22 protein-coding genes are annotated in these 24,337 nt (G+C 65.6%); 11 read left to right on the top strand and 11 right to left on the bottom strand.

Annotated features, from left to right (window positions below; all coding sequences use genetic code 11):
- Positions 1–13: 13 nt before the first annotated feature.
- From AC06DU_RS13295 to prmB, 5 genes are all read right to left on the bottom strand, one after another.
- Entirely contained in the window at positions 14–1,039 is a 1,026-nt protein-coding gene (locus AC06DU_RS13295) for an aspartate-semialdehyde dehydrogenase (protein WP_039510062.1), read from the bottom strand.
- An 86-nt stretch (positions 1,040–1,125) separates the two neighbouring features.
- Positions 1,126–2,196, bottom strand: a complete 1,071-nt coding sequence (locus AC06DU_RS13300) for a 2-hydroxyacid dehydrogenase (protein WP_435013927.1) — start codon at positions 2,194–2,196, stop codon at positions 1,126–1,128.
- Positions 2,189–3,292, bottom strand: coding sequence for a chorismate synthase (gene aroC, locus AC06DU_RS13305; RefSeq protein WP_039522212.1), 1,104 nt, complete (start codon positions 3,290–3,292; stop codon positions 2,189–2,191). The genes AC06DU_RS13300 and aroC overlap by 8 nt, the downstream gene beginning before the upstream one ends.
- Entirely contained in the window at positions 3,282–3,770 is a 489-nt protein-coding gene (locus tag AC06DU_RS13310; RefSeq protein WP_104593243.1) for a hypothetical protein, read from the bottom strand. The genes aroC and AC06DU_RS13310 overlap by 11 nt, the downstream gene beginning before the upstream one ends.
- A complete protein-coding gene (gene prmB, locus AC06DU_RS13315; RefSeq protein ID WP_104542609.1) occupies positions 3,760–4,686 on the bottom strand; it encodes a 50S ribosomal protein L3 N(5)-glutamine methyltransferase in 927 nt (308 codons plus the stop codon). The genes AC06DU_RS13310 and prmB overlap by 11 nt, the downstream gene beginning before the upstream one ends.
- 80 nt (positions 4,687–4,766) lie before the next feature.
- On the opposite strand from prmB, the gene AC06DU_RS13320 reads away from it, so the two are divergent.
- Complete coding sequence (locus AC06DU_RS13320) at positions 4,767–5,417, top strand: SCO family protein (protein WP_054592520.1); 651 nt, start codon at positions 4,767–4,769, stop codon at positions 5,415–5,417.
- Complete coding sequence (asd, locus tag AC06DU_RS13325) at positions 5,414–6,262, top strand: archaetidylserine decarboxylase (RefSeq protein WP_065032464.1); 849 nt, start codon at positions 5,414–5,416, stop codon at positions 6,260–6,262. The genes AC06DU_RS13320 and asd overlap by 4 nt, the downstream gene beginning before the upstream one ends.
- A gap of 636 nt (positions 6,263–6,898) precedes the next feature.
- Here asd and AC06DU_RS13330 read toward each other — a convergent pair.
- A complete protein-coding gene (locus AC06DU_RS13330) occupies positions 6,899–8,482 on the bottom strand; it encodes a transglycosylase SLT domain-containing protein (RefSeq protein WP_065032465.1) in 1,584 nt (527 codons plus the stop codon).
- A gap of 282 nt (positions 8,483–8,764) precedes the next feature.
- Here AC06DU_RS13330 and AC06DU_RS13335 point away from each other — a divergent pair, with 282 nt between their 5' ends.
- Both AC06DU_RS13335 and AC06DU_RS13340 read left to right on the top strand, forming a co-directional pair.
- Positions 8,765–10,270, top strand: a complete 1,506-nt coding sequence (locus tag AC06DU_RS13335) for a helicase HerA-like domain-containing protein (protein ID WP_478202611.1) — start codon at positions 8,765–8,767, stop codon at positions 10,268–10,270.
- 66 nt (positions 10,271–10,336) lie between these two features.
- Complete coding sequence (locus AC06DU_RS13340) at positions 10,337–10,852, top strand: hypothetical protein (protein ID WP_080689456.1); 516 nt, start codon at positions 10,337–10,339, stop codon at positions 10,850–10,852.
- A 67-nt stretch (positions 10,853–10,919) separates the two neighbouring features.
- On the opposite strand, the gene nudK is transcribed toward AC06DU_RS13340, so the two are convergent.
- On the bottom strand, positions 10,920–11,519 hold the full coding sequence (gene nudK / locus AC06DU_RS13345) for a GDP-mannose pyrophosphatase NudK (protein ID WP_478202612.1): 600 nt from the start codon (positions 11,517–11,519) through the stop codon (positions 10,920–10,922).
- Between the two features lie 346 nt (positions 11,520–11,865).
- Between nudK and AC06DU_RS13350 the strand changes: the two genes are divergently transcribed.
- On the top strand, positions 11,866–13,140 hold the full coding sequence (locus tag AC06DU_RS13350) for a hypothetical protein (protein WP_478202613.1): 1,275 nt from the start codon (positions 11,866–11,868) through the stop codon (positions 13,138–13,140).
- 416 nt (positions 13,141–13,556) lie between these two features.
- Here the strand turns inward: AC06DU_RS13350 and AC06DU_RS13355 are convergent, their stop codons facing one another.
- Positions 13,557–15,023: a rhomboid family intramembrane serine protease gene (locus tag AC06DU_RS13355; RefSeq protein ID WP_478202614.1), complete on the bottom strand. Its 1,467-nt coding sequence runs from the start codon at positions 15,021–15,023 to the stop codon at positions 13,557–13,559.
- Between the two features lie 106 nt (positions 15,024–15,129).
- Between AC06DU_RS13355 and greB the strand changes: the two genes are divergently transcribed.
- The gene (greB, locus tag AC06DU_RS13360) at positions 15,130–15,636 is read left to right on the top strand and encodes a transcription elongation factor GreB (RefSeq protein WP_024939541.1); all 507 of its coding nucleotides are present in this window, start codon (positions 15,130–15,132) and stop codon (positions 15,634–15,636) included.
- A 125-nt stretch (positions 15,637–15,761) separates the two neighbouring features.
- Here the strand turns inward: greB and rimO are convergent, their stop codons facing one another.
- Positions 15,762–17,135, bottom strand: a complete 1,374-nt coding sequence (gene rimO / locus AC06DU_RS13365) for a 30S ribosomal protein S12 methylthiotransferase RimO (RefSeq protein ID WP_047128955.1) — start codon at positions 17,133–17,135, stop codon at positions 15,762–15,764.
- 180 nt (positions 17,136–17,315) lie between these two features.
- On the opposite strand from rimO, the gene AC06DU_RS13370 reads away from it, so the two are divergent.
- From AC06DU_RS13370 to AC06DU_RS13385, 4 genes are all read left to right on the top strand, one after another.
- Positions 17,316–17,978 carry a dienelactone hydrolase family protein gene (locus AC06DU_RS13370; protein ID WP_016905084.1) on the top strand — a complete coding sequence of 221 codons (663 nt, stop codon included), beginning with the start codon at positions 17,316–17,318 and terminating at the stop codon, positions 17,976–17,978.
- The gene (locus AC06DU_RS13375; protein WP_024939538.1) at positions 17,975–18,412 is read left to right on the top strand and encodes an HIT domain-containing protein; all 438 of its coding nucleotides are present in this window, start codon (positions 17,975–17,977) and stop codon (positions 18,410–18,412) included. Before AC06DU_RS13370 ends, AC06DU_RS13375 begins: the two co-directional genes overlap by 4 nt.
- A 27-nt stretch (positions 18,413–18,439) precedes the next feature.
- Positions 18,440–18,607 carry a LiaI-LiaF-like domain-containing protein gene (locus AC06DU_RS13380; protein ID WP_006452352.1) on the top strand — a complete coding sequence of 56 codons (168 nt, stop codon included), beginning with the start codon at positions 18,440–18,442 and terminating at the stop codon, positions 18,605–18,607.
- A 473-nt stretch (positions 18,608–19,080) separates the two neighbouring features.
- On the top strand, positions 19,081–19,266 hold the full coding sequence (locus AC06DU_RS13385; protein WP_024939537.1) for a LiaI-LiaF-like domain-containing protein: 186 nt from the start codon (positions 19,081–19,083) through the stop codon (positions 19,264–19,266).
- Positions 19,267–19,288: 22 nt separating this feature from the next.
- Here AC06DU_RS13385 and dcd read toward each other — a convergent pair whose 3' ends face one another.
- Together dcd and apbC are read right to left on the bottom strand one after the other, a co-directional pair.
- Positions 19,289–19,858: a dCTP deaminase gene (gene dcd, locus AC06DU_RS13390; RefSeq protein WP_010366727.1), complete on the bottom strand. Its 570-nt coding sequence runs from the start codon at positions 19,856–19,858 to the stop codon at positions 19,289–19,291.
- Between the two features lie 96 nt (positions 19,859–19,954).
- On the bottom strand, positions 19,955–20,806 hold the full coding sequence (gene apbC / locus AC06DU_RS13395) for an iron-sulfur cluster carrier protein ApbC (protein ID WP_024939536.1): 852 nt from the start codon (positions 20,804–20,806) through the stop codon (positions 19,955–19,957).
- Positions 20,807–21,145: 339 nt separating this feature from the next.
- Here apbC and AC06DU_RS13400 point away from each other — a divergent pair, with 339 nt between their 5' ends.
- Positions 21,146–24,136 (top strand): TonB-dependent receptor plug domain-containing protein, encoded by a 2,991-nt coding sequence (locus AC06DU_RS13400; RefSeq protein ID WP_478202615.1) that lies wholly within the window; start codon positions 21,146–21,148, stop codon positions 24,134–24,136.
- The last annotated feature ends 201 nt before the right edge of the window (positions 24,137–24,337 follow it).

Consider the following 24,337-nt stretch of genomic DNA (forward strand, 5'->3'; position numbering starts at 1 on the left):
ACAAACTCACGCGTCAGCCTTCCTGTGCGACCAGCTCGGCCAGCTGCACGGCGTTGAGCGCGGCGCCCTTGCGGATGTTGTCCGAGACGATCCACAGATTCAGGCCGCGCGGATGCGACAGGTCCTCACGGATACGGCCGACGAACACCGCGTCCTTGCCGGAAGCATGCGTGACCGGCGTCGGGTAGCCGCCAGGCTTGCGCTCGTCCACCACTTCCACGCCGGGCGATGCGGCCAGCAGCGCGCGCGCGTCTTCGACGCTGATCTTGTCGCGGGTTTCGATCGCCACCGCTTCGGAGTGACCGTAGAACACCGGCACGCGCACCGCGGTGGGATTCACCTGGATGGAGTCGTCGCCCAGGATCTTGCGGGTCTCCCAGACCAGCTTCATCTCTTCCTTGGTGTAGCCGTTGTCCTGGAAGTCGTCGATGTGCGGAATCAGGTTGAAGGCGATCTGCACCGGGAAACGCTGCGGGTCGATCTGCTGGAAGCTCAGCAGCTCGCTGGTCTGCTTGCCCAGCTCTTCCATCGCCGAACGCCCGCCGCCGGAGACCGACTGGTAGGTCGCCACATTGATGCGCTCGATGCCGTACTTGCGGTGGATCGGGCCGAGCGCGACCAGCATCTGCATGGTCGAGCAATTGGGGTTGGCGACGATGCCGCGCGGGCGCTGCTTCAGCGCTTCGGGATTGACCTCCGACACCACCAGCGGCACGTCGTCGTCGTAGCGGAACGCGGAGGAATTATCGATCACCACCGCGCCGGCGGCGGCGAACTTGGGGCCGTACTCCTTGGACACGCTGCCGCCTGCGGAGAACAGCGCAATGTCCACGCCGGTGGGATCGAAGTCGGCCAGGTCCAGCACATCGACCTTGCCGCCATTGAACTCCACCTGCCCGCCGGCCGAGCGCGCCGAGGCCAGCGCGTACAGGGTGGCGACCGGGAAGTTGCGCTCAGCCAGGATGCTCAGCATGGTCTCGCCGACAGCGCCGGTGGCGCCCACGACCGCGACGTTGAAACGACGGTTTTCGTTGCTCATGAGATTGTCTTTATCGAATAAGGAAAGTGGGGAATACGCTTGCGCAGTGGGTTCGGGGAACCTCCAAAGCTGGCCGCGGAGGTTCCCTATCGTTTGGTCGTGATGGTTTTGCCGGTGCTGGTCGCTTCGCCAGCGCGCGCGCCGCCCTGTTTGGCAGCAGCCACCGCATCGGCATTCAGCGCGCTCGGCGGATGGCCGGCATTGGCGCCTTTGCCCAGCGCGGCAATCAGGTTGTCCACCGCCAGCTGCACCATCGCGCGGCGCGTGGCCAGGCTGGCGCTGCCAATATGCGGGGTGAGCACGACGTTGCGCAGGGCCAGCAGTTCGGGACGGACGGACGGCTCGCCTTCGTAGACATCCAGGCCGGCACCGGCCAGGCGCCCGTTGGCAAGCGCATCGGCCAGCGCGATTTCATCGACCAGGCCGCCGCGCGCGATATTCACCAGCGTGGCGGTGGGACGCATCTTGCCCAGCGCCGCGGCATCGATGATGTGGTGCGAGTCCCTGGTGTACGGCAGCACCAGCACCAGGTGATCGGACTGCGCCAGCAACGTGTCGAGGTCCACGTACTGCGCGCCGAGCGCCTGTTCGGTGGTGGCCGGCAGCTGGCTGCGGTTGTGGTACAGCACGCGCATGCCGAAGCCATGCGCGCCGCGGCGGGCGATGCCCTGCCCGATCCGGCCCATGCCCAGGATGCCCAGCGTGCTGCCGTGGAGATCGGCACCGAGCATGGTCTTGAACGACCACTGCCCCCACTGCCCGTCGCGCAGCCAGCGCTCGGCTTCGGTGATGCGGCGCGCGGTGGCCATCAGCAAGGCAAAGCCGAGATCGGCGGTGGTCTCGGTCAACACATCCGGGGTGTTGCTGGCCAGGATGCCGGCTGCGCTGAGCGCATCCAGATCCAGGTTGTTGTAGCCCACGCCGACGTTGGCGATCGCGCGCAGTTGCGGTGCAGAGGCGATTTCCGCCGCGCCGATACGCTCGTTGAGGGTGATCAGCGCACCGTCCAGCGATGCCAGCCGCGCAGCCAGCTCGGCCGGCGAATACGCGGTGACGCGCGCGGTGGTGGTCAGCTCGAAATGCTCGCCCAACTGCGCGACGACATCGTCGAACAGCGGCTGGCTGACCCACACCTTGGCGCGGGGCGACTCAGACATCGGCCTGACCGGGAATGCGTGGCGCCACCTCGCCGACATCGCCGCACTGGGCGCGATGACGCAAGGCCTGGTCCATCAGCACCAGCGCCATCATCGCCTCGGCGATCGGGGTAGCGCGGATACCGACGCAGGGGTCGTGGCGGCCGGTGGTGATCACATCGACCACCGCGCCGTCCGCGTCCACGGTCGCGCCGGGCAGGCGCAGGCTGGAGGTCGGCTTGAGCACCATCGAGGCGGTGATCGCCTGGCCGGTGGAAATGCCGCCCAGGATGCCGCCGGCATGATTGCTGAGAAAGCCTTCCGGGGTGATCAGGTCGCGGTGTTCGGTGCCCTTCTGCGCGGCGCTGGCGAAGCCGTCGCCGATCTCCACGCCCTTGACCGCATTGATGCTCATCAAGGCGGCGGCCAGTTCGGCATCGAGCTTGCCGTAGATCGGCTCGCCCCAGCCCGCCGGCACGCCACCGGCCACCACGTCCACGCGCGCACCGACCGAATCGCCGGACTTGCGCAGCGCGTCCATGTAGGTTTCCAGCTCCGGTACCTGCTCGGCATGCGGCCAGAAAAACGGGTTGTCCTCGACCGCATTCCAGTCGAAACCGGTCGGGCGGATCTCGCCCAGCTGCGATAGAAATCCGCGCACCAGCACGCCGTAGCGCTGCTTGAGCCACTTCTTGGCGATCACCCCGGCGGCCACACGCATGGTGGTCTCGCGCGCGGACGAACGCCCGCCGCCGCGCGGATCGCGGATGCCGTACTTCTGCCAATAGGTGTAGTCGGCGTGCCCGGGACGGAACTGCTGGGCGATGTTGCTGTAGTCCTTGCTGCGCTGATCGGTGTTGCGGATCAGCAGGCCGATCGGCGTGCCGGTGGTGCGGCCTTCATAGACGCCGGACAGGATCTCGATCTCGTCGGCTTCGCGGCGTGCCGAGGTGTGCCGGCTCTTGCCGGATGCACGCCGCTGCAGATCGTGGGTGAATTCTTCCGGCGCGATCTCCAGGCCCGGCGGGCAACCGTCGACCACGCAGCCGATCGCCGGCCCGTGCGACTCGCCGAAGGTTGTGACCGTCAACAGGCGGCCGAAACTGTTACTGCCCATGACGGCATCCTCTCAACATTGCAGCAGGTGGCGTGGCGCGCAGGATGCGCGGCAGGTGACGTGCCGCCACCAGCATCGGTGCCACCGCCAACAGGCCGCTGAACACCAGCACAAAGACATCCAGCTTAATGCGCCCACTCAGCAGCCAATCGGCGAGCAGGTGCAGCGCAACGCCAGTTCCGACCAGCAGGCCGAGTGCCACAATGAGCGTGCGGCGCCGATGCGCACGCAAGGCCGCATCCGAACTGACCACCACGATCCACGCCGACACCAGGCCGAAAAACGCCATCAGGCCGAAGCCGATCTCCGCCCCCGCCCTCAACAAGCGCTGTGGCAAGGGACCGCCGTACATCGGGTCAAACAGGCGGTACACCACGTCGATCAAACTGAGCGGAATGCCGACGCCGAAGATGGACACCGGCACCAGCAACAGCAGATCGCTCAGCTGCGGCCGCGCGATGGACGATTCAGCGCGCACTGGCCAGCTCGGCGATGCGGGCGCCGTGCGCGATCAGCTCGCGGCATTCGACCGCGAAGATGCCCATCTGCCCCACCTTGAACTCGACCCAGGCCAGATCCACTTCCGGCAGCAGCTTGATCAGGTGCTGCTCGGACTCGCCCACTTCGCAGATCAGCAGGCCATCTTCGCTGAGGTGCTGCGGCGCATCGCGCAGGATCTTCAGCACCAGATCCAGGCCGTCGTCGCCCGCACGCAGACCCAGCTCCGGCTCGTAGGAATACTCCTGCGGCAGCGCGTCGGTTTCGTCGTTGGTGACATACGGCGGATTGGTGACGATCAGGTCGTACTGGCGGCCACCCAGCCCGGCGAACAGGTCCGACTTGAGCAGGGTGACATTGTCGGCATGCAGGCGCGCCTTGTTTTCGGCGGCCAGTGCCAGCGCGTCGTCGCTGATGTCAACGCCGTCCACGTCCCACTGCGGATTGTAGTGGCCCATGGCGATCGCGATGCAGCCCGAACCGGTGCACAGGTCCAGCGCGCGGGTGACTTCGCGTCCGCCCAGCCAGGGTTCGAAGCCGGCCTCGATCAGCTCGGCGATCGGCGACCGCGGCACCAGCGCACGCGCATCGCTCTTGAAGCTCAGCCCGGCGAACCAGGCCTCGCCGGTCAGGTACGCCGCCGGCACGCGCTCGGTGATGCGGCGCTCGAACAGGCCCAGCACCTGCTCCTTTTCCGAACGCAGCAGGCGCGCCTGGCCATAGGCCGGGCCCAGATCGTGCGGCAGATGCAGGCTGTGCAGGACCAGCTGGGTGGCCTCGTCCAGCGCATTGTCGTAGCTATGGCCGAAGGTCAGACCGGCTGCATTGAAACGGCTGGTGCCGTAGCGGATCAGGTCGATGATGGTGTGCAGTTCGTCGGCCGCGGCGGCAGTCATGGCAACAACTAAAGAGGAATCGGCCCACGATTATAGAGGTCGGATCGGTATCATGAGCGTCCGTTGCACTGGAAACCGCCATGTTCAATCGCAATACCGGCATCGTGCTGCTGGTGGCGCTGGCCGCCGGCCTGGGGCTGTTGCTGGGCCAGAAGTTTCTTGGCGCCGCGCCCAGCTCGCCCTGGCCGCCCACCCGCACCATCACCTTTTATCCGCAGCCACGCACGCTGCCGCAGTTCAGCCTGCGCCAGTCCGATGGCACCCAGCTGGTACCCGGTGAGCTGCAGGGACATTGGACGCTGGTGTTCCTGGGCTTCACCTTCTGCCCGGACGTCTGCCCGACCACGCTGACCGATCTGGCGGTGGCGCAGCAGCAGTGGGAAAGCATCCCCGATGGCCTGCGCCCGCGCGTGCTGTTCGTGTCGGTAGACCCGCAGCGCGACCCGCCGGCGCGCCTGGGCGAATATGCGCATGCCTTCCACAAGGACACCCTGGCCGCCACCGCCGAGGTGCCGGCGCTGCAGCGCTTCGCCACCGCGCTGGGCTTCGTGTTCCAGAAAGTGCCGGGCAAGGGCTTTGCGGACAATCCCAACGACTACAGCATGGATCACTCGGCCGGCATCGCCGTACTCGACCCGCAGGGCCGCCTGGCCGGGCTGATCCGCCCCCCGCTCGACCCCAAGGCGATCGCCGCCGACCTCCAGCAACTGACCAAGGTAACCGCTCCGTGAGTCTCGTCACTTCCCTGACCTACGTGCTGCCGCACCGGTTGCTGTCCTCGCTGGCGCGTGCGCTGGCCTATTCCGATACGCCGTCCACCAAGCAATGGTTGATCGACACGGTCACGCGCAAGTTCGGCGTGGACCTGGGCGAGGCACTGGAACCGGACCCGCGCGCCTATCCCACCTTCAATGCATTCTTCACCCGCGCCTTGAAGCCGGGCGCACGCGTGCCCGACGCCGATCCTGCGGCGCTGCTGATGCCCGCCGACGGCCGCATCAGCCAGCTCGGCCCGATCGAGAACGGCCGCATTTTCCAGGCCAAGGGGCAGTCGTTCACTGCCGCCGAATTGCTCGGCGACGCCGAAGCGGCGCAGCCGTTCAACGACGGCCTGTTCGCCACCGTCTACCTCTCGCCCAAGGACTACCACCGCGTGCATATGCCGTGGACCGGCACCCTGCGCGAGACCGTGCACGTACCCGGCCGCTTGTTCAGCGTCGGCCCGGATGCGGTGCGCAATGTGCCGCGGCTGTTCGCGCGCAACGAGCGCCTGGTCTGCCACTTCGACACCGACTTCGGCCCGATGGTCTCGGTGATGGTGGGCGCGCTACTGGTGTCGGGCGTGGAAACGGTGTGGAGCGGCGTGGAGATCCCGCGCTACGGCGACCGCATCACGCGCAAGGACTATCGCGGCAAGGGCATCGTGCTGGAGAAGTTTGCGGAGATGGCGCGCTTCAATTACGGCTCGACCGTGATCGTGCTGCTGCCGCCCGGTGTCGCAAAGCTCGATGGCGGACTTGCCGCGGAGACATCGGTGCGCCTGGGGCAAGCGCTCGCCCGTCGCCAGATGGGCTGATCACCGCCGCGCGCCTGCGATGTTCGCTTCGGTTGCAAGTGATGCAACGCAGCGACGCCGTCGTAGGAGCGGGCCTGACCGCGACAGGGCCTTCTCGACGACGTTCAATGCGCAGGCGCATGTCGCCCTCCCAGTCTTCGATGTAGAGCGTTCTCGCCTGCGCTGGAACTACCGGGATTGCTTCGTCGCGGCCAGGTCCGCTCCTACAACGGCGCAGCTCGGCGCAGTGCCCCGATGCGGTACGCCCGACTGGTCAATGATCCCGCTGATCAGTTCAACGGCCTGTTCCGAACAGGAACACTTGTCCGCGGCGAAACGCCACCATGACAGCGGCGTCGCACTTAGGCTCGCTCGCTACAAGACCGATGCCCAGTCAGGCTCCCACAAGAACGATGCGGGTGTAGGAGCGGGCCCGACCGCGACGTGGCATTCGCAGTGAGGCTGGGGGCTTGCACCTTTCTGACTCCAGCCTCCGATTCAGAACTGCCTTGCCTGTACTGGAGCTACCGGGACTGCTTCGTCGCGGCCAGGTCCGCTCCTACGGGGCGCCCGACCGCTTCTAACAAAGCGCGGCCCGGCGCAGCTTGCCGAAGCAGCTGGCCGATGCTCTAACGCACGCGGTACGGCAAGCGCTGCTCAGCGATCGCAGCCGGCCAGCTTGATGCTCTGCCCTGGCTTGAGCGCATACGACGGTGCCTTCAGGCCATTGGCCTTGGCCAGCTCCTTGACCTCGCACTGGTACTTCTGCGCGACGCGGCCAAGCGTGTCGCCCCTGGCGATGGTGTAGCTGCGCGCCTGCTTGGCCTTGGGCTTGGCGATCGCCGGCTGGCCGGTGGCCACGGTGGTCGGCACGCCGGCCATCGGGCTGACATCGCCCACCGCCACGCTGGGCACGTACTCGGGGGCGCTGCTGCTGCGCACGATCGCGCTGTTGAGATCGGCGGTGATCAGCGTGCGTGCCAGGTCCGCGCGCGGGCCGTTGACGCAGTAGCGCGTGTACAGGCTGACGATGCGGTTGGTGGCGTTGATGACGGTGCCGGCCGGGATCCAGCCATCGGATTCATAGCGCGGGTTGAGGTTGCGCAACGCACGCATGTAACCGTCGCGCGTGCCCATGCTGCCCAGGCAGATGGTGAGTTCGTAGATGGTGGTCGACTTGGCCAGCTTCAGCGTGGCCGGCTGCGCGTCGAGCTTGGCGAAGTCCACGCCGTACTGGCGCGGATGCAGGAAGATCCACGCCGCGGCGATCACCATCGGCACGTAGTCCTTGGTTTCGGCCGGGAACTGGTTGTAGACGTCCTGCTCCCAGAACCCGCGCCCGCCGCTCTGCGAGAACACGCGCGCGGCACGGCCTTCGCCGCCGTTGTAGGCGGCCAGCGCCAGCTCGATGTTGCGGTTGAGCCCGGCCATGCGCTCGTTGAGGTAGGCGGCGCTGGCTTCGGCGGCGCTGCGTGCATCAAAGCGCGTGTCGAAGCCGGTGCCATCCGGGCCCAGCCCGAAACGGCGCCCGGTGGCCGGCATGAACTGCATCAACCCGGCCGCGCCGGCACGCGAGCTGGCGTGCACCTTGCCGTTGGATTCCTTGGCCATGATGCCGAACAGCAGCGCCTCGGGCAGGCCGCGCTTCTGCCATTCCGGCCACATCACCCCGCGCAGGTTGCTGTAGTTCTCGTAGCTGGTCAGCAGCGCCGGGCGCATGTCGGTCAGCCAGCGGCGGATGCCGGCCTGCACGGCAGGGTTGTACTGCACCATCTTGTCGAAATCGTGGCGCTGGTCGTTGAGCAGCGTGGCGGCACGCGCCGCCTCGGGCACGCCGTTCGCCGCCGGGCCGAGGTGGTCCGGGTCGGCCTGCAGCAGGGTGTCGTCGTCCTGCGGATCTTCGGCGGCCGGCGCTTCGGCATCGGCGCGCGCCTTGAGCAGGCGCTTGTAGGTGGCCAGCTGATTGGCGACCAGGCAGCCGCGCTGCTTGATGCAGGCGTCGATGACGTCTTCCATGTCCTCCAACGCGGCATCGCCTTCGGCGGTGCCCTTGGGGTCGGAGTTGTTCACCAGCACCAGCGCATCGCGGTAACGCTTTTCGGCGGCGGCCATGCGGGCATCGAGCACGGCGGCCTTCTCCGTGTCGCGTTTGGAAATGGCGTGGGCAGCGGGGACGACAGACATCAGCGCCACCACGACCAGAACCGGCCATGGGCGCAAACCAAAATGAGCGAGCGGCATCGTAGGCAGTGCAGCGGAAAGGCAGGCAGGGTAGCCGCCGGGGCGACACCGGGGCAAGGCGGCGGGGCCGGCAGGGTCAGTGGGCCGTTAGCTTGGCGGCTGCGCAGCGGGACTGGAATGCCTTGGGGAAGGTCGGCAAGCGGCTGGCACACCGGCTGCGTCATTGCACCGCCTGTCGGCCGCCGTCAGCCGGACAGGGGTCGAAATCCAGGGCCAAGCCCCGCCCGGTCTGCGCGGCCGGATTGCCCGCTAGAATCCGGCGTTTCCCACCGGATCTGCGCTATGGCCTCGTTCCTGCTCGGCAAAGGCGTCACCGACGACATCCAGGTCGTGCTGGAAGGACGCTTCGGCAATCGCCACGGACTGGTGGCCGGCGCCACCGGCACCGGCAAGACCGTGACCTTGATGACCCTGGCCGAAGGCTTCTCGCGCATGGGTGTGCCGGTGTTCCTGGCCGACGTGAAAGGCGATGTCGCCGGCCTGGCAGTGGCAGGCGACGGCGCCGCCGGCGTGCTGCAGCGCGCCACGGAGATCGGCATCACCGACTACGCGCCGGCCGCCAGCCCGGTGGTGTTCTGGGATCTGTACGGCCAGCTCGGCCACCCGGTGCGCACCACCGTCAGCGAGATGGGCCCTGCCCTGCTGGCGCGCATTCTGGAACTCAACGACACCCAGTCCGGCGTGCTCGACATCGTGTTCAAGCTGGCCGACGACCGCGGCCTGCTGTTGCTGGACCTGGACGACCTGCGCGCACTGCTTGGATTGGTGGTGGAAGAACGCAAGGAACTGTCCACCAGTTACGGGCTGGTCTCCAGCCAGTCGGTGGCCGCGATCCAGCGCGCCCTGCTGCGGCTGGCGCAGGACGGTGGCGAGCACTTCTTCGGCGAGCCGGCGCTGGAGCTGGCCGACCTGATGCGCGTGTCTGCGGACGGCCGTGGCGTGATCGGCATCCTGGCGGCCAATCAACTGGTGCTCAAGCCGAAGCTGTATTCCACCTTCCTGCTATGGCTGCTGTCGGAACTGTTCGAGCGTCTGCCCGAGGTGGGCGACCTGGAACACCCCAAGCTGGTGTCCGTGTTCGACGAAGCGCATCTGCTGTTCGACGATGCGCCGGCTGCGCTGGTGCAGCGGATCGAGCAGGTGGTCCGGCTGATCCGCTCCAAGGGCGTGGGCGTGTATTTCTGCTCGCAGTTTCCCGACGACATTCCGGACAACATCCTCGGCCAGCTCGGCAACCGCGTGCAGCATGCCCTGCGCGCGTTCACCCCGCGCGACCAGAAGGCGGTCAAGACTGCGGCGCAGACCTTCGTGGCCAATCCCAAGCTCGATGTGGCCACGGCGATCTCCAGCCTGGGCACCGGCGAGGCGCTGGTGTCGCCGCTGCAAGGCAAGGGCGTGCCGGCACCGGTGCAGCAAACGCTCATCGCCCCGCCGCGCTGCCGCATGGGCGCCATCAGCGAGACCGAACGCGCGCAGGTGCGCGCGGCCAGCCCGGTCGGCACCCGCTACGACACCGCGATCAACCGCGAATCGGCTGCCGAGCTGCTGGCGCGCCGGGTCGAACAGGTCGCCGAACACAACGCCGCACCGCCGGCACGCACCCGCGAGGACGAGGAAACGCAGGACAGCGGTTTCGGAAAAGCCGTCAAGGATGCCGTGTTCGGCACCGGCCGCCGTCAGGGCATGCTGGAAACGATGGCAAAGCAGACCTCGCGCACCATCGGCAGCAAGATCGGCCAGCAGATCGTGCGCGGCATCTTCGGCAGCATTTTTGGTGGGAAGCGTTAGGTAAAACGAATAACCACAGGGACGAACACTATGCGCAAGATATGGATGCATCTTTGTGGGATTGCCATGCTTGTTCTGACTGCAACTTGCGGAGCACAGGAAAAAACACGCAACCCCAACTACGACTACCACGATCCTGGCTATGGCCCAATCAAGTGGCCATTGCGCAGCCAGCACCTTCTCGCCGGCCACTACTCAGGCCTCTTGCAGATAGAGGGCGAACGCCCTGAATGCGCAAGTGCACACGCTGACTTGTGGCTGGAAGCCGCCGTCAAGGATCAGAAAAGTCATCGCTATACGTTGAAGTACACCTGTCTGTCTGGACAAGATCCTAAACATCACAGACAGACAGTGACCTTGCGTAGTACGTGGTGGGTGGATGAGATCGCGGGCAGCTGCTTGATCTTGCAAGCAGAGCCCGACCCACGCTTTTCCTATCCCTCTCCGCTCTACGGATTCCGGATTGATGAAACTGACAACCCCAAACCCGGTGTTGCTGAGTTCCTATCCCAGGATGGCGGAAGCTGTCAGAGCGGCGGAGCATCCGAATACCAGGACAAGATCCTGAAGCGCGTGCATTGAGTTGCAAGCGACCTAGATCTTTGGCAGCCGACTCTGAGGCGCTACCGCCATAGCGCAACGTGCTGCTCTATGCCAACACACCATGCAACTTGGCGTACTGCAACAGCATGATGGTCTTGGCATCGGCGATCTCGCCCGAGCCGATCATCGCCAGCGCTGTATCAAGGGACAGCTCGAGCACCTCGATCTCTTCGCCGTCTTCTTCGAGTCCGCCGCCCTCGCTGACCTTGTCGCCGTCGAAGTATTCGCCGACGAAGAAGTACAGGCGTTCGGTGACCGAGCCAGGGCTCATAAAGGCCTCGAACACCTTGCGCACGTTGTCGATGCGGTAGCCGGTTTCTTCTTCGGTTTCCTTGCGGATGCAGGTCAGCGCATCGTCCTGGTCGAGCAGGCCGGCGCAGGCTTCGATCAACATGCCGTCGGGATTGCCGTTGAGCAGCGTGGGCAGTCGGAACTGGCGGGTGAGCATCACCGTCTGTTTGGCGCGGCTATACAGCAGGATGGTGGCGCCATTGCCACGATCGTAGGCTTCACGTGACAGGGTCTGCCAGCGGCCGTTCTTGCGCTGGAAATCGAACGTGACCTTGCGCAGCACATACCAATTGTCCGAGAGCACATCGATGCTGCGAATGCGGACCTGCGGGTTGCCGGTGGCAGAAGGATTCAAGCGACACTCCTTGTGATGCGAGCGACGGCAATGCCAGGGGCGCGGCGCGCCCGGTCACTCGTATGGGCCGCAAGATTGCGGCGGGCCATTATTTTACCTATCGCTCTCCCGGTGCGTCACACAACGCATCGGTGGTCTGTCGATGCGCATCCGATGCTATCGGACACAGCAAGCTTCAATGCAATGCCGGCACTGACGCCTGGCCTGGCCAGCAATATCCAGACCGTGCCGGCGACATGTCGCCGGCCTGTGCCCATTCCAAGTTTAATTGGCTCGCCCTCCCCCCAATTGCGTGACGACGCGCCCCACCGCACAATCCGGTCACATCACACGCCTGGGGAGCGTCATGGAAGACCGTTTTCGCGCACGCAAGGTTGCCGCGCAGGCCGCGCCGGCACCGTTCTGGACCCGCATTCCCGCCATTGCCACCTATCCGCTGCGCGGCTCGGCGCTGTACGCATTGATTGCGCTGACGCTGTGCAGCGCGCTGCTGGTGCTGCCCGGCATTCTGAAACTGGTGGTCGCCGGCGTGCTGGGCATGGCGACCTACACCTATGCCTTCGACATCCTGCGCCATACTGCCGACGGGCAAGCCGACGCGCCCCGGCTGGGCTACAACAGCTTCGACAGCGCGGTGCTGCGGCTGATCATGCTGGCGCTTGCGCTGGGCATCGTCATTGGTGCCACTGGCGTGCTGGCGGGCAAGCCTGGCCTGACCATCGCCTATCTGGCAGTCCAGCTGCTGCTGCCGGGTATGATGATTGCGCTGGCCATCGATGGCAGCCTGCGCCGCGCCCTCAATCCGGCCGTGTCGATCGACATGGCAATGCGCATCGGCTGGCCGTACCTGGCTGCATACGGTTTGCTGTACGTGATCCAGGGCAGCGCCACTGCGGCGATCTTCATTGCGGTGAAGTATCTGCCGCCGATCGTGCGCGAGGCGACGATGGTGAGCGCCTCGATCTGGAGCCTGTTCGCCAGCTTCCACCTGATGGGGTATCTGGTCTACCAGTACCACGAAGAACTCGGCTACGTGCCCAGCGGCGATGCGGCGTTCGAGCGCGAAGACCCCGATCAACGCCTGCTCGACGAAGCCGAACAATACCTGCGCGACGGACACTCCGACGAGGCATTCCAGGCCCTGCGCGGGGCGGTGCGTTCGCGTGCGGTGAGCCTGGCGGTGCACGAGCTGTATCAACGCCTGCTGCGTCAACACCATCGCAACGATGAACTGCGCGAGCACACCCGCCAGTACATCAACCGCCTGCTGCAGGAAAAGCAGGAGCGTCGCGCGCTCGCACTGCAGCGCGAAGCGCTGGACGGCGACTCCACGTTTACCCCGCTGACGCCTGAGCACGCCACCTTGCTGGCCGAGCGCGCCAAGATGGCCGGGCAATTCCAGCTGGCGACCGACGGCCTGCTTGCGGCAATCGCCGCATGGCCGCGCGATCGGATGATGCCGGCCTGGTCGCTGGATGCCGGCCTGCTGTTGGGCGAGCGGTTCGGCCGCGATGAGCAGGCGCGCGCAGTGCTGCAAAACGCACTGGCTCAATGCGACGACGATGCACTACGCGCGAAGCTGGAAGCCGCGCTGAAAGCGGTGGCGATTCAACCAGCTTGAGCAGCCAACAAAGCTTTCTAATGCTCAGATCAGATGCTCCACCATTGGTCCGTCGCGCGACGTGCACTACTCGCAGCCCTGGACAACGACCATCTCGACAGGTCCTTGCCCGCCCACCGTCGCGGGACCTTACGCGGCATGGATGCCGCGTAAGAGCCTACATGGACGTACTTGCGGCGTGTCCTGCGATGGTGGGCGGGCAAGGGCCCGGCAGCCACGCCGCAGATCAACCGCTCTGCAACTGATCCATCCGCAGTGCTCGCCCCCCCTTCAAAACACGACGCCTGAAGCAATCAAGACTTCACACTGTTACGTCGTTTTGGTGGTGATACGATGCTTGAATCAAAAGCTCCGGTGAGTCGAGTGTACGGCGCTCTCACCGCTTGCGTTGGCAACACGGATCAAGCAGAAACCACTCACCCGTTCTCGAGCAAAAAGCGCGCCTTGCTGGCCTGTGCCTGCTCGGGGAACTGCTCCAGCAGCTGACGCAGCAAGCGCGCACGCTGCGCGCCGTCCTGCAGCTCGCCGTGTCGCAGGGCCAGTACGAACCAGTGGTGCGCCAGCTCGGCGCGCGGCATCCCCGACTCGCCTTCCTTCAACAGACGTTCGGCATCGGCCAACGATCCCGTGCGCAGGCATGCGCCGATCAGTGCCATGCGTGCCGATGGCGCGTACCCGATCCCGGCCTTGCCCAGTTCGGCAGCGACTGTCAGCTGGATGCGCGTCTGCTCGACGTGGTGCGTGTGCAGTTGCAACAGCGTCTGCGCGTGCTGCAGGCTGTCCTGGTTGCGGCCGGCATTGCGCGCGGTGCGGTAGCGCGCCAGCGCCACGTCCAGGTTATGCGGCTGTTCGCTGGCCAGCTCCGCCAACAGCCGCTCGGCTTCCACGTTCTCCATGCGTCCCAGATGCCGCTGCGCGCGCTCCCAGCGATTGTCCACCAGCACTGCCTCGCTCTCCTGCATGAAGGCCGGGCGCGTGCGCCGCAACAGCACCAGCACGACACCGAGCACGGCGCCACTGACCAGCCCACCGGCGTGTGCCTCGAAGGCGACGCTGCCGTTGTCGCTCCATAGCAGGCTGTACAGCTCCCAGCCCAGCCACAGCGGCAGCAGCAGGATCGCCGGCCCGCGTACGTAATCGAATACCACAAAGAACCAGTAGAAGAAGCGCACCTTGCGCCTGCCCCAGACCACGCAGAACGCGCCCATCAAGGCAGCGATCGCACCGGAGGCGCCCAGGCCGCCGCCCGGCGCGCCCCAGCGCCACCACAGGCTGGCCGCGCTGGCACCGAACCCGCCGAGCAGATACAGCAGCAGGAACCAGCCGCTGCCGATCGCACCTTCCAGCAAGGTGCCCAGCGCCAGCAGAAAGAGCATGTTGCCCAGCAAATGATCGAAGCTGCCATGCAGGAAGGTGGCCGTCAGCATCCTCGCAGGTGACCACTCGGAGCTACGCTGCAGATGCCGCAACGTGAACACCTTGGACAGGCGCGCATCGTAGGGCACGCGCAATGTGCGCCATTCGCGCAGACGCTGCTCGTCCTTGAACAACGCGCCGCTGCGCAATGCCTCTGTAAAGACCAGGTCGTGCATCGTCAGCTGCGCCAGGTAGGCAAGGCGTTGCCGCGCCGGCACGCTGTCCAGCCTGGCCTGGCGCGCAGCGCGCAACTTGGTGTCGTCGGTCTGCTGCAGATAGCGCTCGTGGGCTTGCGCCTCCACTGCACCGAGGCCGGACTCGACGTAGTAGCGCACCGCGTTTTCGACCAGCGCATCGTCCTTGCGTTGATAGCCCAGGTACACCACCACATTGGCCAACACCAGCAGCAGCGTCACCCAGGGAATGTTCTGGCGCGACCAGGGCTTGTGCAGCGGCATCAGCAACATGACAACGTCCGTGTCCGAGAGAGCGCAAAGCTTCGCCGTGCGACGGCAGATGCGCAAGCCGGCCATGCGCGCTAGCATCGCGGCCCCGCTGTCCGATACACCGCCCATGAGCCGCTGGCGCCCGCCCGCCGAAAAAAGCACCGCACTGATCACGCCCGACGGCCACGCCCGGCTCAAGGCCGAGCTGGAAGAGCTGTGGCGCGTGCGTCGGCCGGAGGTGGTGCGTGCGCTGGCCGCCGCAGCGGCAGAAGGCGACCGCTCGGAGAACGCGGAGTACACCTATCGCAAGAAGCAGCTGGGCGAGATCGACCGCCGCGTGCGTTATCTGAGCAAACGGCTGGAAGCGCTGCGTGTGGTGGATACCGCACCGACCGATCCGCGCGCGGTGTTCTTCGGCGCACAGGTCGAACTGGAGGACGCCGACAGCGGCGAGCTGCTGCACTACCGCATCGTCGGCCCGGACGAAACCGACGCCGGACGCGGCTGGATCAGCATCGACTCGCCCTTGGCACGCGCGCTGCTGAAAAAACGCGTGGACGACGAGTTCGAAGCACAGTTGCCGTCGGGCAAGCACACCTTCGTGGTGGTGTCGGTGGATTACGCTACCCAGTAGGCGAGTGACCACACTCTGCTGACCTGCGTGTAGGAGCGCACTTGTGCGCGATGGGGCGTTATCGATAAGGCCTCATCGCGCGCAAGCGCGCTCCTACGGACAGACGTGCAAGGACCAGCGTCCAGTTACACCATCTGCAGATTCAACGGACGTCCCTGCTGGATTGCGACATTGGCCGGCAATGCATCGCCGAACAGATCGTGCTCGTCACTGTCGGTGATTTCCACATCGACCAGGTCGCCGACCTTCAAGCCGCGCTCGCCGCCATTCTGGATATGCACCAGGCCGTCGATTTCCGGGGCGTCCGCGCGTGAGCGCGCCACCGCGATATCGTCCTCGATCAGGTCGACCAGGCATTGCTGCACGCTGCCGATCTTGGCCTCCAGCCGCGCGGCGGAGATCTCCGCCTGCCTGGCCATGAAGCGCGCCAGACGTTCCTGCTTGAGCTCTTCCGGCACCGGGTCCGGCAACGCGTTGGCGCTGGCACCTTCCACCGGCGAATAGGCAAACGCGCCGACGCGATCGAGCTGGGCCTGATCCAGGAAGTCGAGCATGGATTCGAATTCGGCATCGGTCTCGCCGGGGAAGCCGACGATGAAGGTGGAGCGCACCGTGATCTCCGGGCACATCGCCTTCCAACGCTGCACGCGCTCGAGGGTCTTTTCCACCGCACCGGGCCGCTTCATCAACTTGAGGATGCGCGGGCTGGCGTGCTGGAACGGGATGTCCAGGTACGGCAGCAGCTTGCCTTCGGCCATCAGCGGAATCACATCGTCCACGTGCGGGTACGGATACACGTAGTGCAGCCGCGTCCACACGCCCAGCTCCGACAGGCCTTCGCACAGCGCCTTCATGCGGGTCTGGTACATGCGATCGCGCCACGGGCGCTCGGCATATTTCAGGTCCACGCCGTAGGCCGAGGTGTCCTGCGAGACCACCAGCAGTTCCTTGACTCCGCCACGCACCAGGCGTTCGGCTTCGCGCAGCACCTCATCGACCGGACGCGAGGCCAGATCGCCGCGCATCGAGGGAATGATGCAGAAGCTGCAACGGTGGTTGCAGCCTTCGGAGATCTTCAGATACGCGTAATGGCGCGGGGTCAGCTTGATGCCGTAGTCGGGCACCAGATCCACGAACGGGTCGTGACGCGGCGGCAATGCGGCGTGCACCGCCTCCATCACGCTCTGGTAGTCCTGCGGGCCGGACACCGCCAGCACCTGCGGGTAGGCCTCGCGGATCTGTTCCGGGCGCTTGCCCAGGCAGCCGGTGACGATCACCTTGCCGTTGGCGTTCATCGCCTCGCCGATCGCATCCAGCGACTCGGTCACCGCCGAGTCGATGAAGCCGCAGGTGTTGACCACCACCACGTCGGCAGCGTCGTAACTGGGCACGATGTCGTAGCCCTCCACGCGCAACTGGGTGAGGATGCGTTCGGAGTCGACGAGCGCCTTCGGGCAGCCAAGGCTGACGAAGCCGACTTTGGGGTTCAGCTGGGACATGGAAGCAGGAGCCTGGGAACGGAGCGGTCTGGGGCCTGAGTGGAGCAATTATAGCGGCGCGCGGGCAGCGCTCTGAACCGCGCTGCGGGCAGGCAAGGTCATCTTAGCGAGACCCTCACCTGCAGCGCCGCCGATCCGGTCGATAATGCGCGCCTTCCCCCTACCGCAGCAGGAGTTCCCATGGGTCACTGGACCACGCTCGACACCCCCGACGGCCAGGTCGCCGCCTGGCACGCCACCCCGACCTCCAGCCCGCGCGGCGGCCTGGTGGTGATCCAGGAGATCTTCGGCGTCAACGAACATATCCGCGCGGTGGCCGACGATTACGCCGCACGCGGCTACGAAGTGCTGGCGCCGGCCTTCTTCGACCTGGAAGAGAAGGACGTGCAGCTGCCCTACGACCAGGAAAGCCTGCAGCGTGGCCTGGCACTGGCCAATGCGGTCGGCCTGGAGCGCGCGGTGGAGGTGGTCAAATCCGCCGCCACCCTGCTCGGCCGCGCCGGCAAGGTCGGCACCGTGGGCTATTGCTGGGGCGGCTCGGTGGCGCTGCTGTCGGCGATCCGCCTGGGCCTGCCCTCGGTGAGCTACTACGGCGGCCGCAACACCCAGTTGCTGGACGAAACACCGAAGGCGCCGGTGATGTTCCACTTCGGCGAGCAGGACACCAGCATTCCGCCCGAGGCGATCCAGGCCCACCGCGAGAAGCTGCCGCAGATGGAAACCTTCGTGTATCCGACCGGCCACGCCTTCAATCGCAGCATCGACCCCACGCATTACGACGCCGACAGCGCCGAGCGTGCACTGGAGCGCACCCTGGGCTTTTTCGAAGCGCATCTGGGATGAGCGGGACTGCAGCCGGCACGTCCGGGGCGAGCGGCTTCCAGCTCGATGCACGGCTGGCCGCAGACAGCGTGTTCGTCGCCGACGGACCGCTGTCGCAGGTGCGGCTGATGGACGACAGCCGCTTCCCGTGGCTGGTGCTGGTGCCGCGCGTGGCCGATGTCAGCGAGTGGATCGATCTGGATGGCGGCCAGCAGCGTCTGTTGCTGGCCGAGATCAATCAGCTCTCGCAGTTGCTGCGGGTCGAGCCCGGGGTCGCCAAGCTCAATATCGGCGCGCTGGGCAACATCGTGCGGCAGCTGCACGTGCATCTGGTCGGCCGGCATCCGGGCGATGCGGCCTGGCCTGGCCCGGTCTGGGGCAGCGGCAGCGCGCAGCGCTTCGAGGCCGACGCGCTGCACCAGCATGTCGCTGCGTGGGCGCAGCGGCTACGATAGGCGCCCGTCTCACAACCACCTGTCCGCATGAAATCCAATGTCGTCGCCGCGCTGATCCTGATCCTCGTCGGCCTGCTGTTCCTGGCCAACAACCTGGGCTGGACCAATGTCAGTCTTGGCCGGCTGATCGCCACGTGGTGGCCGGCGGCGCTGGTCGCCTGCGGTGTGGGGATGTTGTTTGGGCGGGGCAAATAGTCGGGAATCGGGAATCGGGATTGGGGAATCGTAAGAGCGCGCTTCTGGCGCTGTTGATTCCCGAGCTATCCGGCCGTAGCTGCTGATCTGTCACTGATTGGATGCGGCAACGCGCCTTGACGCGCGGCTCTCGCCCGTGCGCGTGATGGGCGCTAGCGCCCGTGAATATGGAATGGAGCGATTCCAGCAGTCGATCAGCCCCAGCGCCGGGTCAGAGCGCCGACATCCCTTCTCCCATCGGGAGAAGGTGCCCCGAAGGGCGGATCAGGGGACGCGCGAATGCGCTAGCCGACTGCACCCGTAGAGCGGCAGGACTCCTGTATCCCCGGGACTGCCAGCGAACACGACACGGCCCCCAATGCAGCCATGACCTGGCCGACATGACGTTTGTCATCCGCAAGAGTTGACTTCCGGCACCTGATCGGTGGGCGTGTTGCGCGCAGCATGGGCGCACACCTACCGAGGACATCGCCATGCACTATCGCCTGATTCCCGCCCTGTTCCTGATCACGCTGGGCACGCTGTTTCTGCTGGACAACCTCGGGCTGGCCCGTATCGACCTGGGCAACCTGGTGTCGACCTGGTGGCCGGCGTTGCTGATCGCCGCCGGCGTGCGCCAACTGCTGCGCTACCGCGAGCGGGCCACCGCAACCTGCTGAAGGCCGCGGCTGCTCCACTGCATCAGGTGCGCGGCAGGGTCACGCCGGTCTGGCCCTGGTACTTGCCGCCGCGGTCCTTGTACGAGGTCTCGCAGACTTCGTCGGACTGGAAGAACAGCATCTGCGCCACGCCTTCGTTGGCGTAGATGCGCGCCGGCAGCGGCGTGGTGTTGCTGAATTCCAGCGTGACGTGGCCTTCCCACTCCGGCTCCAGCGGGGTCACGTTGACGATGATGCCGCAGCGCGCATAGGTGCTCTTGCCCAGGCACACCACCAGGGTGTCGCGCGGGATGCGGAAGTATTCCACCGTGCGTGCCAGCGCGAAGCTGTTGGGCGGGATGATGCACACATCCGATTCGATATCGACAAAGCTGCCCGGATCGAAGTGCTTCGGGTCGACGATGGTCGAGTTGATGTTGGTGAAGATCTTGAACTCGCGCGAGCAGCGCACGTCGTACCCGTAGCTGGAAGTGCCGAAGCTGACGATGCGCTGGCCGGCGGCATCGTGCTTGATCTGGCCGGGTTCGAACGGCTCGATCATCGCGTGCTGTTCGGCCATGCGCTTGATCCAGCGGTCGCTCTTGATGCTCATGCGGTGTTCCTTGAAGACGGAAGGCGGCAGGCCGAGCGGCCCGCGCGAAAGGCAGCGAATTCTAGCAAGCGGCCGGCACCAGCGCCGGCCTGCGCGCTACAGCAGCGAAGCCGAAATCGGGATGCTGGCGCGCGGCCGCTTGCCCAGTTCCTCGGACAGGCGCGCGGCAGCGGCCAGATAGGCCTGCGCTGCCGCCGACTCCGGCGCGGCCACCACGATCGGCTGGCCGGCATCGCCCTGCTCGCGGATCGCGATCGCCAGCGGCAACGACCCCAGCAAGGGCACGCCGTACTGGGCGGCCATGCGCTCGCCGCCGCCTTCGCCGAACAGGTGCTCGCGGTGGCCGCACTGGCTGCAGGTGTGCACCGCCATGTTCTCGACGATCCCGAGCACCGGCACCTCGACCTTTTCGAACATCTTCAAGGCCTTGCGCGCATCCAGCGTGGCGATGTCCTGCGGCGTGGTGACGATGACCGCGCCGGCCACCGGGATCTTCTGGGACAAGGTCAGCTGGATGTCGCCGGTGCCCGGCGGCAGGTCGATCAGCAGGTAATCCAGGTCGTCCCACAAGGTGTCGTTGAACAGCTGGGTCAATGCCGAGGTCGCCATCGGCCCGCGCCAGATCATCGGCGTGTCCTGATCGACCAGCAAGCCGATCGACATCGCTTCGATTCCGAACGCGCGCAAGGGCTCGATCGACTTGTTGTCCGGGCTGTCCGGCCGCCCGCTCAGGCCCAGCATCGCCGGCACGCTCGGCCCGTAGATGTCCGCGTCCAGTACACCGACGCGCGCGCCCTGCTGACGCAAGGCCAGCGCCAGGTTCACCGCGGTGGTGGACTTGCCCACCCCACCCTTGCCCGAGCCCACCGCGATCACATTGCGGATGCGTGGATGCGGCGCCAGCGCCCCCTGCACCGCGTGCGCGGGGATTCTGCGCTCGCCGCTCATGCGCGTGCGCTCCGGGAGGGGTCGATCACCTTGCTTGAAGCGCGTTGCACCATCGTCGTCATTGCCTGCCTGATTCGTCGTGCGCTGCGAATGCAGCGATGGCTGCGTCGCCAGCCGCAGCGCTGGGAAGACCGTCAGTTTACCGGCTCGGCCACAGGCAGATGCGTTTCAAGCCACCACCGGACACCGGCGCCGCACGCTCACACATGTGTCAAACCGCGGCAAATTTCACAAACGTGGACACATGATTAAGGAATTGTTACGTTTGCAATTCAGTTCAGCCAGCGCTCAGCGAGCACGGCTGTGCCGCAAAATCCCCCGCAAGGAATCTGCAAGCGCATGTCGAGTCGCCTTCTGCAACCCACCCAGCGTCATCGTCTGAGCACCGCGCTGTTTGCCGTGCTGGCCACTTCTGCCGGCCACGCTGCCGCGCAGTCAGAAAACGGGGTCGCACCCGGCACCACCGATCTGGACAAGGTCACTGTCACCGGCTCGCGCATTGCGCGTACCGGCTTTGTCACGCCCTCGCCGGTCACCGCGATCAGTGCCGAGGAAATCCGCGCCACCGGCGCGACCACCATCAGCGACCTGATGGCGCGCATGCCGGCGCTGGCACCGAGCTACACGCTGGGCAATTCCACCCGCTTCATCGGTACCGCCGGGCTGGGCCTGCTCGACCTGCGCGGCATGGGCGTGGACCGCACCCTGGTCCTGGTCAACGGCCGCCGCCACGTGGGTTCCAGCCCGGGCTCGACTGCGGTGGACGTCAACACGATTCCGGTGGAATGGGTGGAACGCGTCGAAGTCATCACCGGTAGTGCCTCGGCCGTCTACGGCGCCGACGCGGTGGCCGGCGTGGTCAACTTCATCCTCAAGAAGACCTTCACCGGATTCGAGACGCGCGCGCAGACCGGCCTGGCCGATGAGGGCAACTACAACCGCTCCTTCGCCAGCTTCTCGGCAGGCACCAACTTTGCGGACGGCCGCGGCAACATCGCGGTGTCGGGCGAATACAGCAAGCAGGACCGCTTCGGTCGCGGCAACCGCGCCATCGGCCGCGAGTACCTGGTGTCGGTTCAGAACCCCGCGTTCGATCCGAGCCAACCGCCGAGCGAGCGCAATCCGCAGAACGTGCTCAGCGGCCCGGGCGGCAATCATTCCACGTCCTACGGCGGCACCTTCAACCTGGGTACCTTCGATTTCCGCAACCCGGCCAGCTATGGCAACCGCTACCTGTTCAACCAGGACGGCAGCTTCCGCCGCAACCGCTACAACGGCACGGTGGTCAGCAACACCTCCTGCGTGGACTGCGATTTCGTTGATCTGAATGCGGTCGCCGACCTGCAGCCCGGCTTCGATCGCAAGAGCGTCAATACCATGATCAACTTCGAGGTCAGCGAGAACCATCGCCTGTTCTTCGAAGGCAAGTACAGCGAGACCGATTCGGAATTCTTCGGCCAGCCGGCCTTCGACAGCTCGCTGCGCGTGCGTCGCCAGAATCCGTATGTCAGCCCCGAACTCGGTGCGCTGATGGATTCGCGCGGTGTCACACAGATCCTGATGAACCGCTTCAATGTCGATGCCGGCCGTCGCGGCGAGAACATCGAACGCAAGACCTATCGCGCAGTGCTCGGTGCCGAGGGCAACTTCACCGATAACTGGACCTACGACGTGTCCGCCAACTACGGCAAGACCACGGTCGACCGCTTGAATCTCAACAACCGCATCAACGAGCGCTGGCAAGCCGGTATCGATGCCGCACGCGATGCCAGCGGCAACATCGTCTGCCGCACCACACTGGATCCGAACGCGATCAATCCGCACACCAATCGCGTCTATTCGGCGCTGGCGCGCGAAGGCTGCGTGCCGTTCAGTGTGTTCGGCAATGGCGCGGTGACCCCGCAAGCAGCGGCATGGTTCAACACCACCGCGCGCTCGCAGGCCAAGATCCAGCAGACCGTGTTCAGCGCATCGGTGGCCAACAGCAACCTGCTGTCGCTGCCGGCCGGTGACATCGGGTTTGCCGGTGGCGTGGAATACCGCAAGGAACAGAGCGAGGAAATCACCGATCCGCTGGCGGCCTCGGGCGCGACCTTCCTCAACGCCATCCCCAACAGCGGTGGCGAATATACCGTCAAGGAAGTCTTCGTCGAGAGCACCATTCCGTTGCTTGCCGGCCTGCCGGGCGTGGACCGGTTGGCACTGGATGTGGCAGGACGCTATTCGGACTACGACAGCATCGGCTCGACCAAGACCTGGAACGTGGGCCTGGACTGGACCATCATCCCGTCGCTGCGTCTGCGCGGCACCGTGGCACAGGCAGTGCGTGCGCCCAGCATCGGTGAGCTGTACGACTCGCAGAGCGAAAACTTCGCGACCATCAACGACCCCTGCAACTACCTGCCGACCAACACCAACCGCCCCGGCACCGCAGGCGATGTGGCATTGCGCCAGGCCAACTGCAGTGCGCTGGGTGTGCCGGTGGGCTGGATCGATACCTTCACCTCCACCCGCCCCGGCGTGAGCGGCGGCAACCCGGAACTGAAGCCGGAGCGCGCGCGCAGCCTGTCCTATGGCCTGGTGTGGCAGCCGGAGTTCTTCGACGGCTTCGGCATGTCGATCGACTACTGGCGCATCGACCTGCAAGATGCGATCGGCACCGTGACCGCAGAGACCAATGCCACGCGCTGCGTGGACAACCCAGGCGGCATCAACAACAGCTTCTGCGGCTTCGTGCAGCGCGCCCCGCTGGGTGGATTCACCGACCCGCAGGGCCGCATCTATCCCGAGCACAGCATCATCGGCTGGCAGGCGCTCAACGAAAACCTGTCACGCTCGCGGCGTGTGGGCGTGGATCTGGAAATGGACTATCGCTTCCAGCTCGGCGAAGGCAACACCGTGCTGCGCCTTGTCGGTACGCGCCTGATCCAGTCGCGCGAATGGGTGTTCCAGGACTTCCCGGCAGAGTACGACGAGTACGTGACATACGTGACCGACCCGCGCTGGCGCGCGCAGTTCCAGACCAAGTACAACTGGAACGAATGGCGTGCCTCGTGGGACATGAACTATGTGGACGGCAACCTGCGCGTGACGCCGGAAAGCTACAACAGCAATCCGGGCTCGGCCAGCCCGATCAAGAACGGCTCGTACACCTACCACAACGTCCAGTTCGGCTATCAGTTCCCCGGCTCGAAGATCGACGTCTACCTCGGCATCGACAACGCCTTCGACAAGGATCCGCCGCGCAACTACTTCGGCTCGGACTTCACCTCCGCGCTGTACGACAACATCGGCCGGTTCTTCTACCTGGGTACGACTGTCCGGTTCTGAGCGCTGTTGACGATGCATCGAAAAGACCCCGTTCGACGGGGTCTTTTTTTGACTTCATGTTTCATATGAAACCAGTAACTCCGGACGCGACACTCTCAAGATGAACGCGGCGCCATGTAGCGTTCGGTTAATCGGCGCAATGTCATGCCGCATCGCGCGCACTGACAAAAATGAATACTTGTGCCGCACATGTCCGCGATT

The organism is Xanthomonas sp. NCPPB 3200 (assembly GCF_056393585.1).

Coding starts and splice junctions, on each gene's coding strand:
- aroC (WP_039522212.1), bottom strand. CDS start 3,292: ATGGGCAGTAACAGTTTCGGCCGCCTGTTGACGGTCACAACCTTCGGC.
- AC06DU_RS13335 (WP_478202611.1), top strand. CDS start 8,765: ATGGCCTCGTTCCTGCTCGGCAAAGGCGTCACCGACGACATCCAGGTC.
- prmB (WP_104542609.1), bottom strand. CDS start 4,686: ATGACTGCCGCCGCGGCCGACGAACTGCACACCATCATCGACCTGATC.
- AC06DU_RS13300 (WP_435013927.1), bottom strand. CDS start 2,196: ATGTCTGAGTCGCCCCGCGCCAAGGTGTGGGTCAGCCAGCCGCTGTTC.
- greB (WP_024939541.1), top strand. CDS start 15,130: ATGAGCCGCTGGCGCCCGCCCGCCGAAAAAAGCACCGCACTGATCACG.
- AC06DU_RS13375 (WP_024939538.1), top strand. CDS start 17,975: ATGAGCGGGACTGCAGCCGGCACGTCCGGGGCGAGCGGCTTCCAGCTC.
- AC06DU_RS13320 (WP_054592520.1), top strand. CDS start 4,767: ATGTTCAATCGCAATACCGGCATCGTGCTGCTGGTGGCGCTGGCCGCC.
- AC06DU_RS13385 (WP_024939537.1), top strand. CDS start 19,081: ATGCACTATCGCCTGATTCCCGCCCTGTTCCTGATCACGCTGGGCACG.
- AC06DU_RS13370 (WP_016905084.1), top strand. CDS start 17,316: ATGGGTCACTGGACCACGCTCGACACCCCCGACGGCCAGGTCGCCGCC.
- AC06DU_RS13295 (WP_039510062.1), bottom strand. CDS start 1,039: ATGAGCAACGAAAACCGTCGTTTCAACGTCGCGGTCGTGGGCGCCACC.
- dcd (WP_010366727.1), bottom strand. CDS start 19,858: ATGAGCATCAAGAGCGACCGCTGGATCAAGCGCATGGCCGAACAGCAC.
- AC06DU_RS13330 (WP_065032465.1), bottom strand. CDS start 8,482: ATGCCGCTCGCTCATTTTGGTTTGCGCCCATGGCCGGTTCTGGTCGTG.
- AC06DU_RS13355 (WP_478202614.1), bottom strand. CDS start 15,023: ATGTTGCTGATGCCGCTGCACAAGCCCTGGTCGCGCCAGAACATTCCC.
- AC06DU_RS13400 (WP_478202615.1), top strand. CDS start 21,146: ATGTCGAGTCGCCTTCTGCAACCCACCCAGCGTCATCGTCTGAGCACC.
- AC06DU_RS13350 (WP_478202613.1), top strand. CDS start 11,866: ATGGAAGACCGTTTTCGCGCACGCAAGGTTGCCGCGCAGGCCGCGCCG.
- AC06DU_RS13380 (WP_006452352.1), top strand. CDS start 18,440: ATGAAATCCAATGTCGTCGCCGCGCTGATCCTGATCCTCGTCGGCCTG.
- rimO (WP_047128955.1), bottom strand. CDS start 17,135: ATGTCCCAGCTGAACCCCAAAGTCGGCTTCGTCAGCCTTGGCTGCCCG.
- AC06DU_RS13340 (WP_080689456.1), top strand. CDS start 10,337: ATGCTTGTTCTGACTGCAACTTGCGGAGCACAGGAAAAAACACGCAAC.
- apbC (WP_024939536.1), bottom strand. CDS start 20,806: ATGAGCGGCGAGCGCAGAATCCCCGCGCACGCGGTGCAGGGGGCGCTG.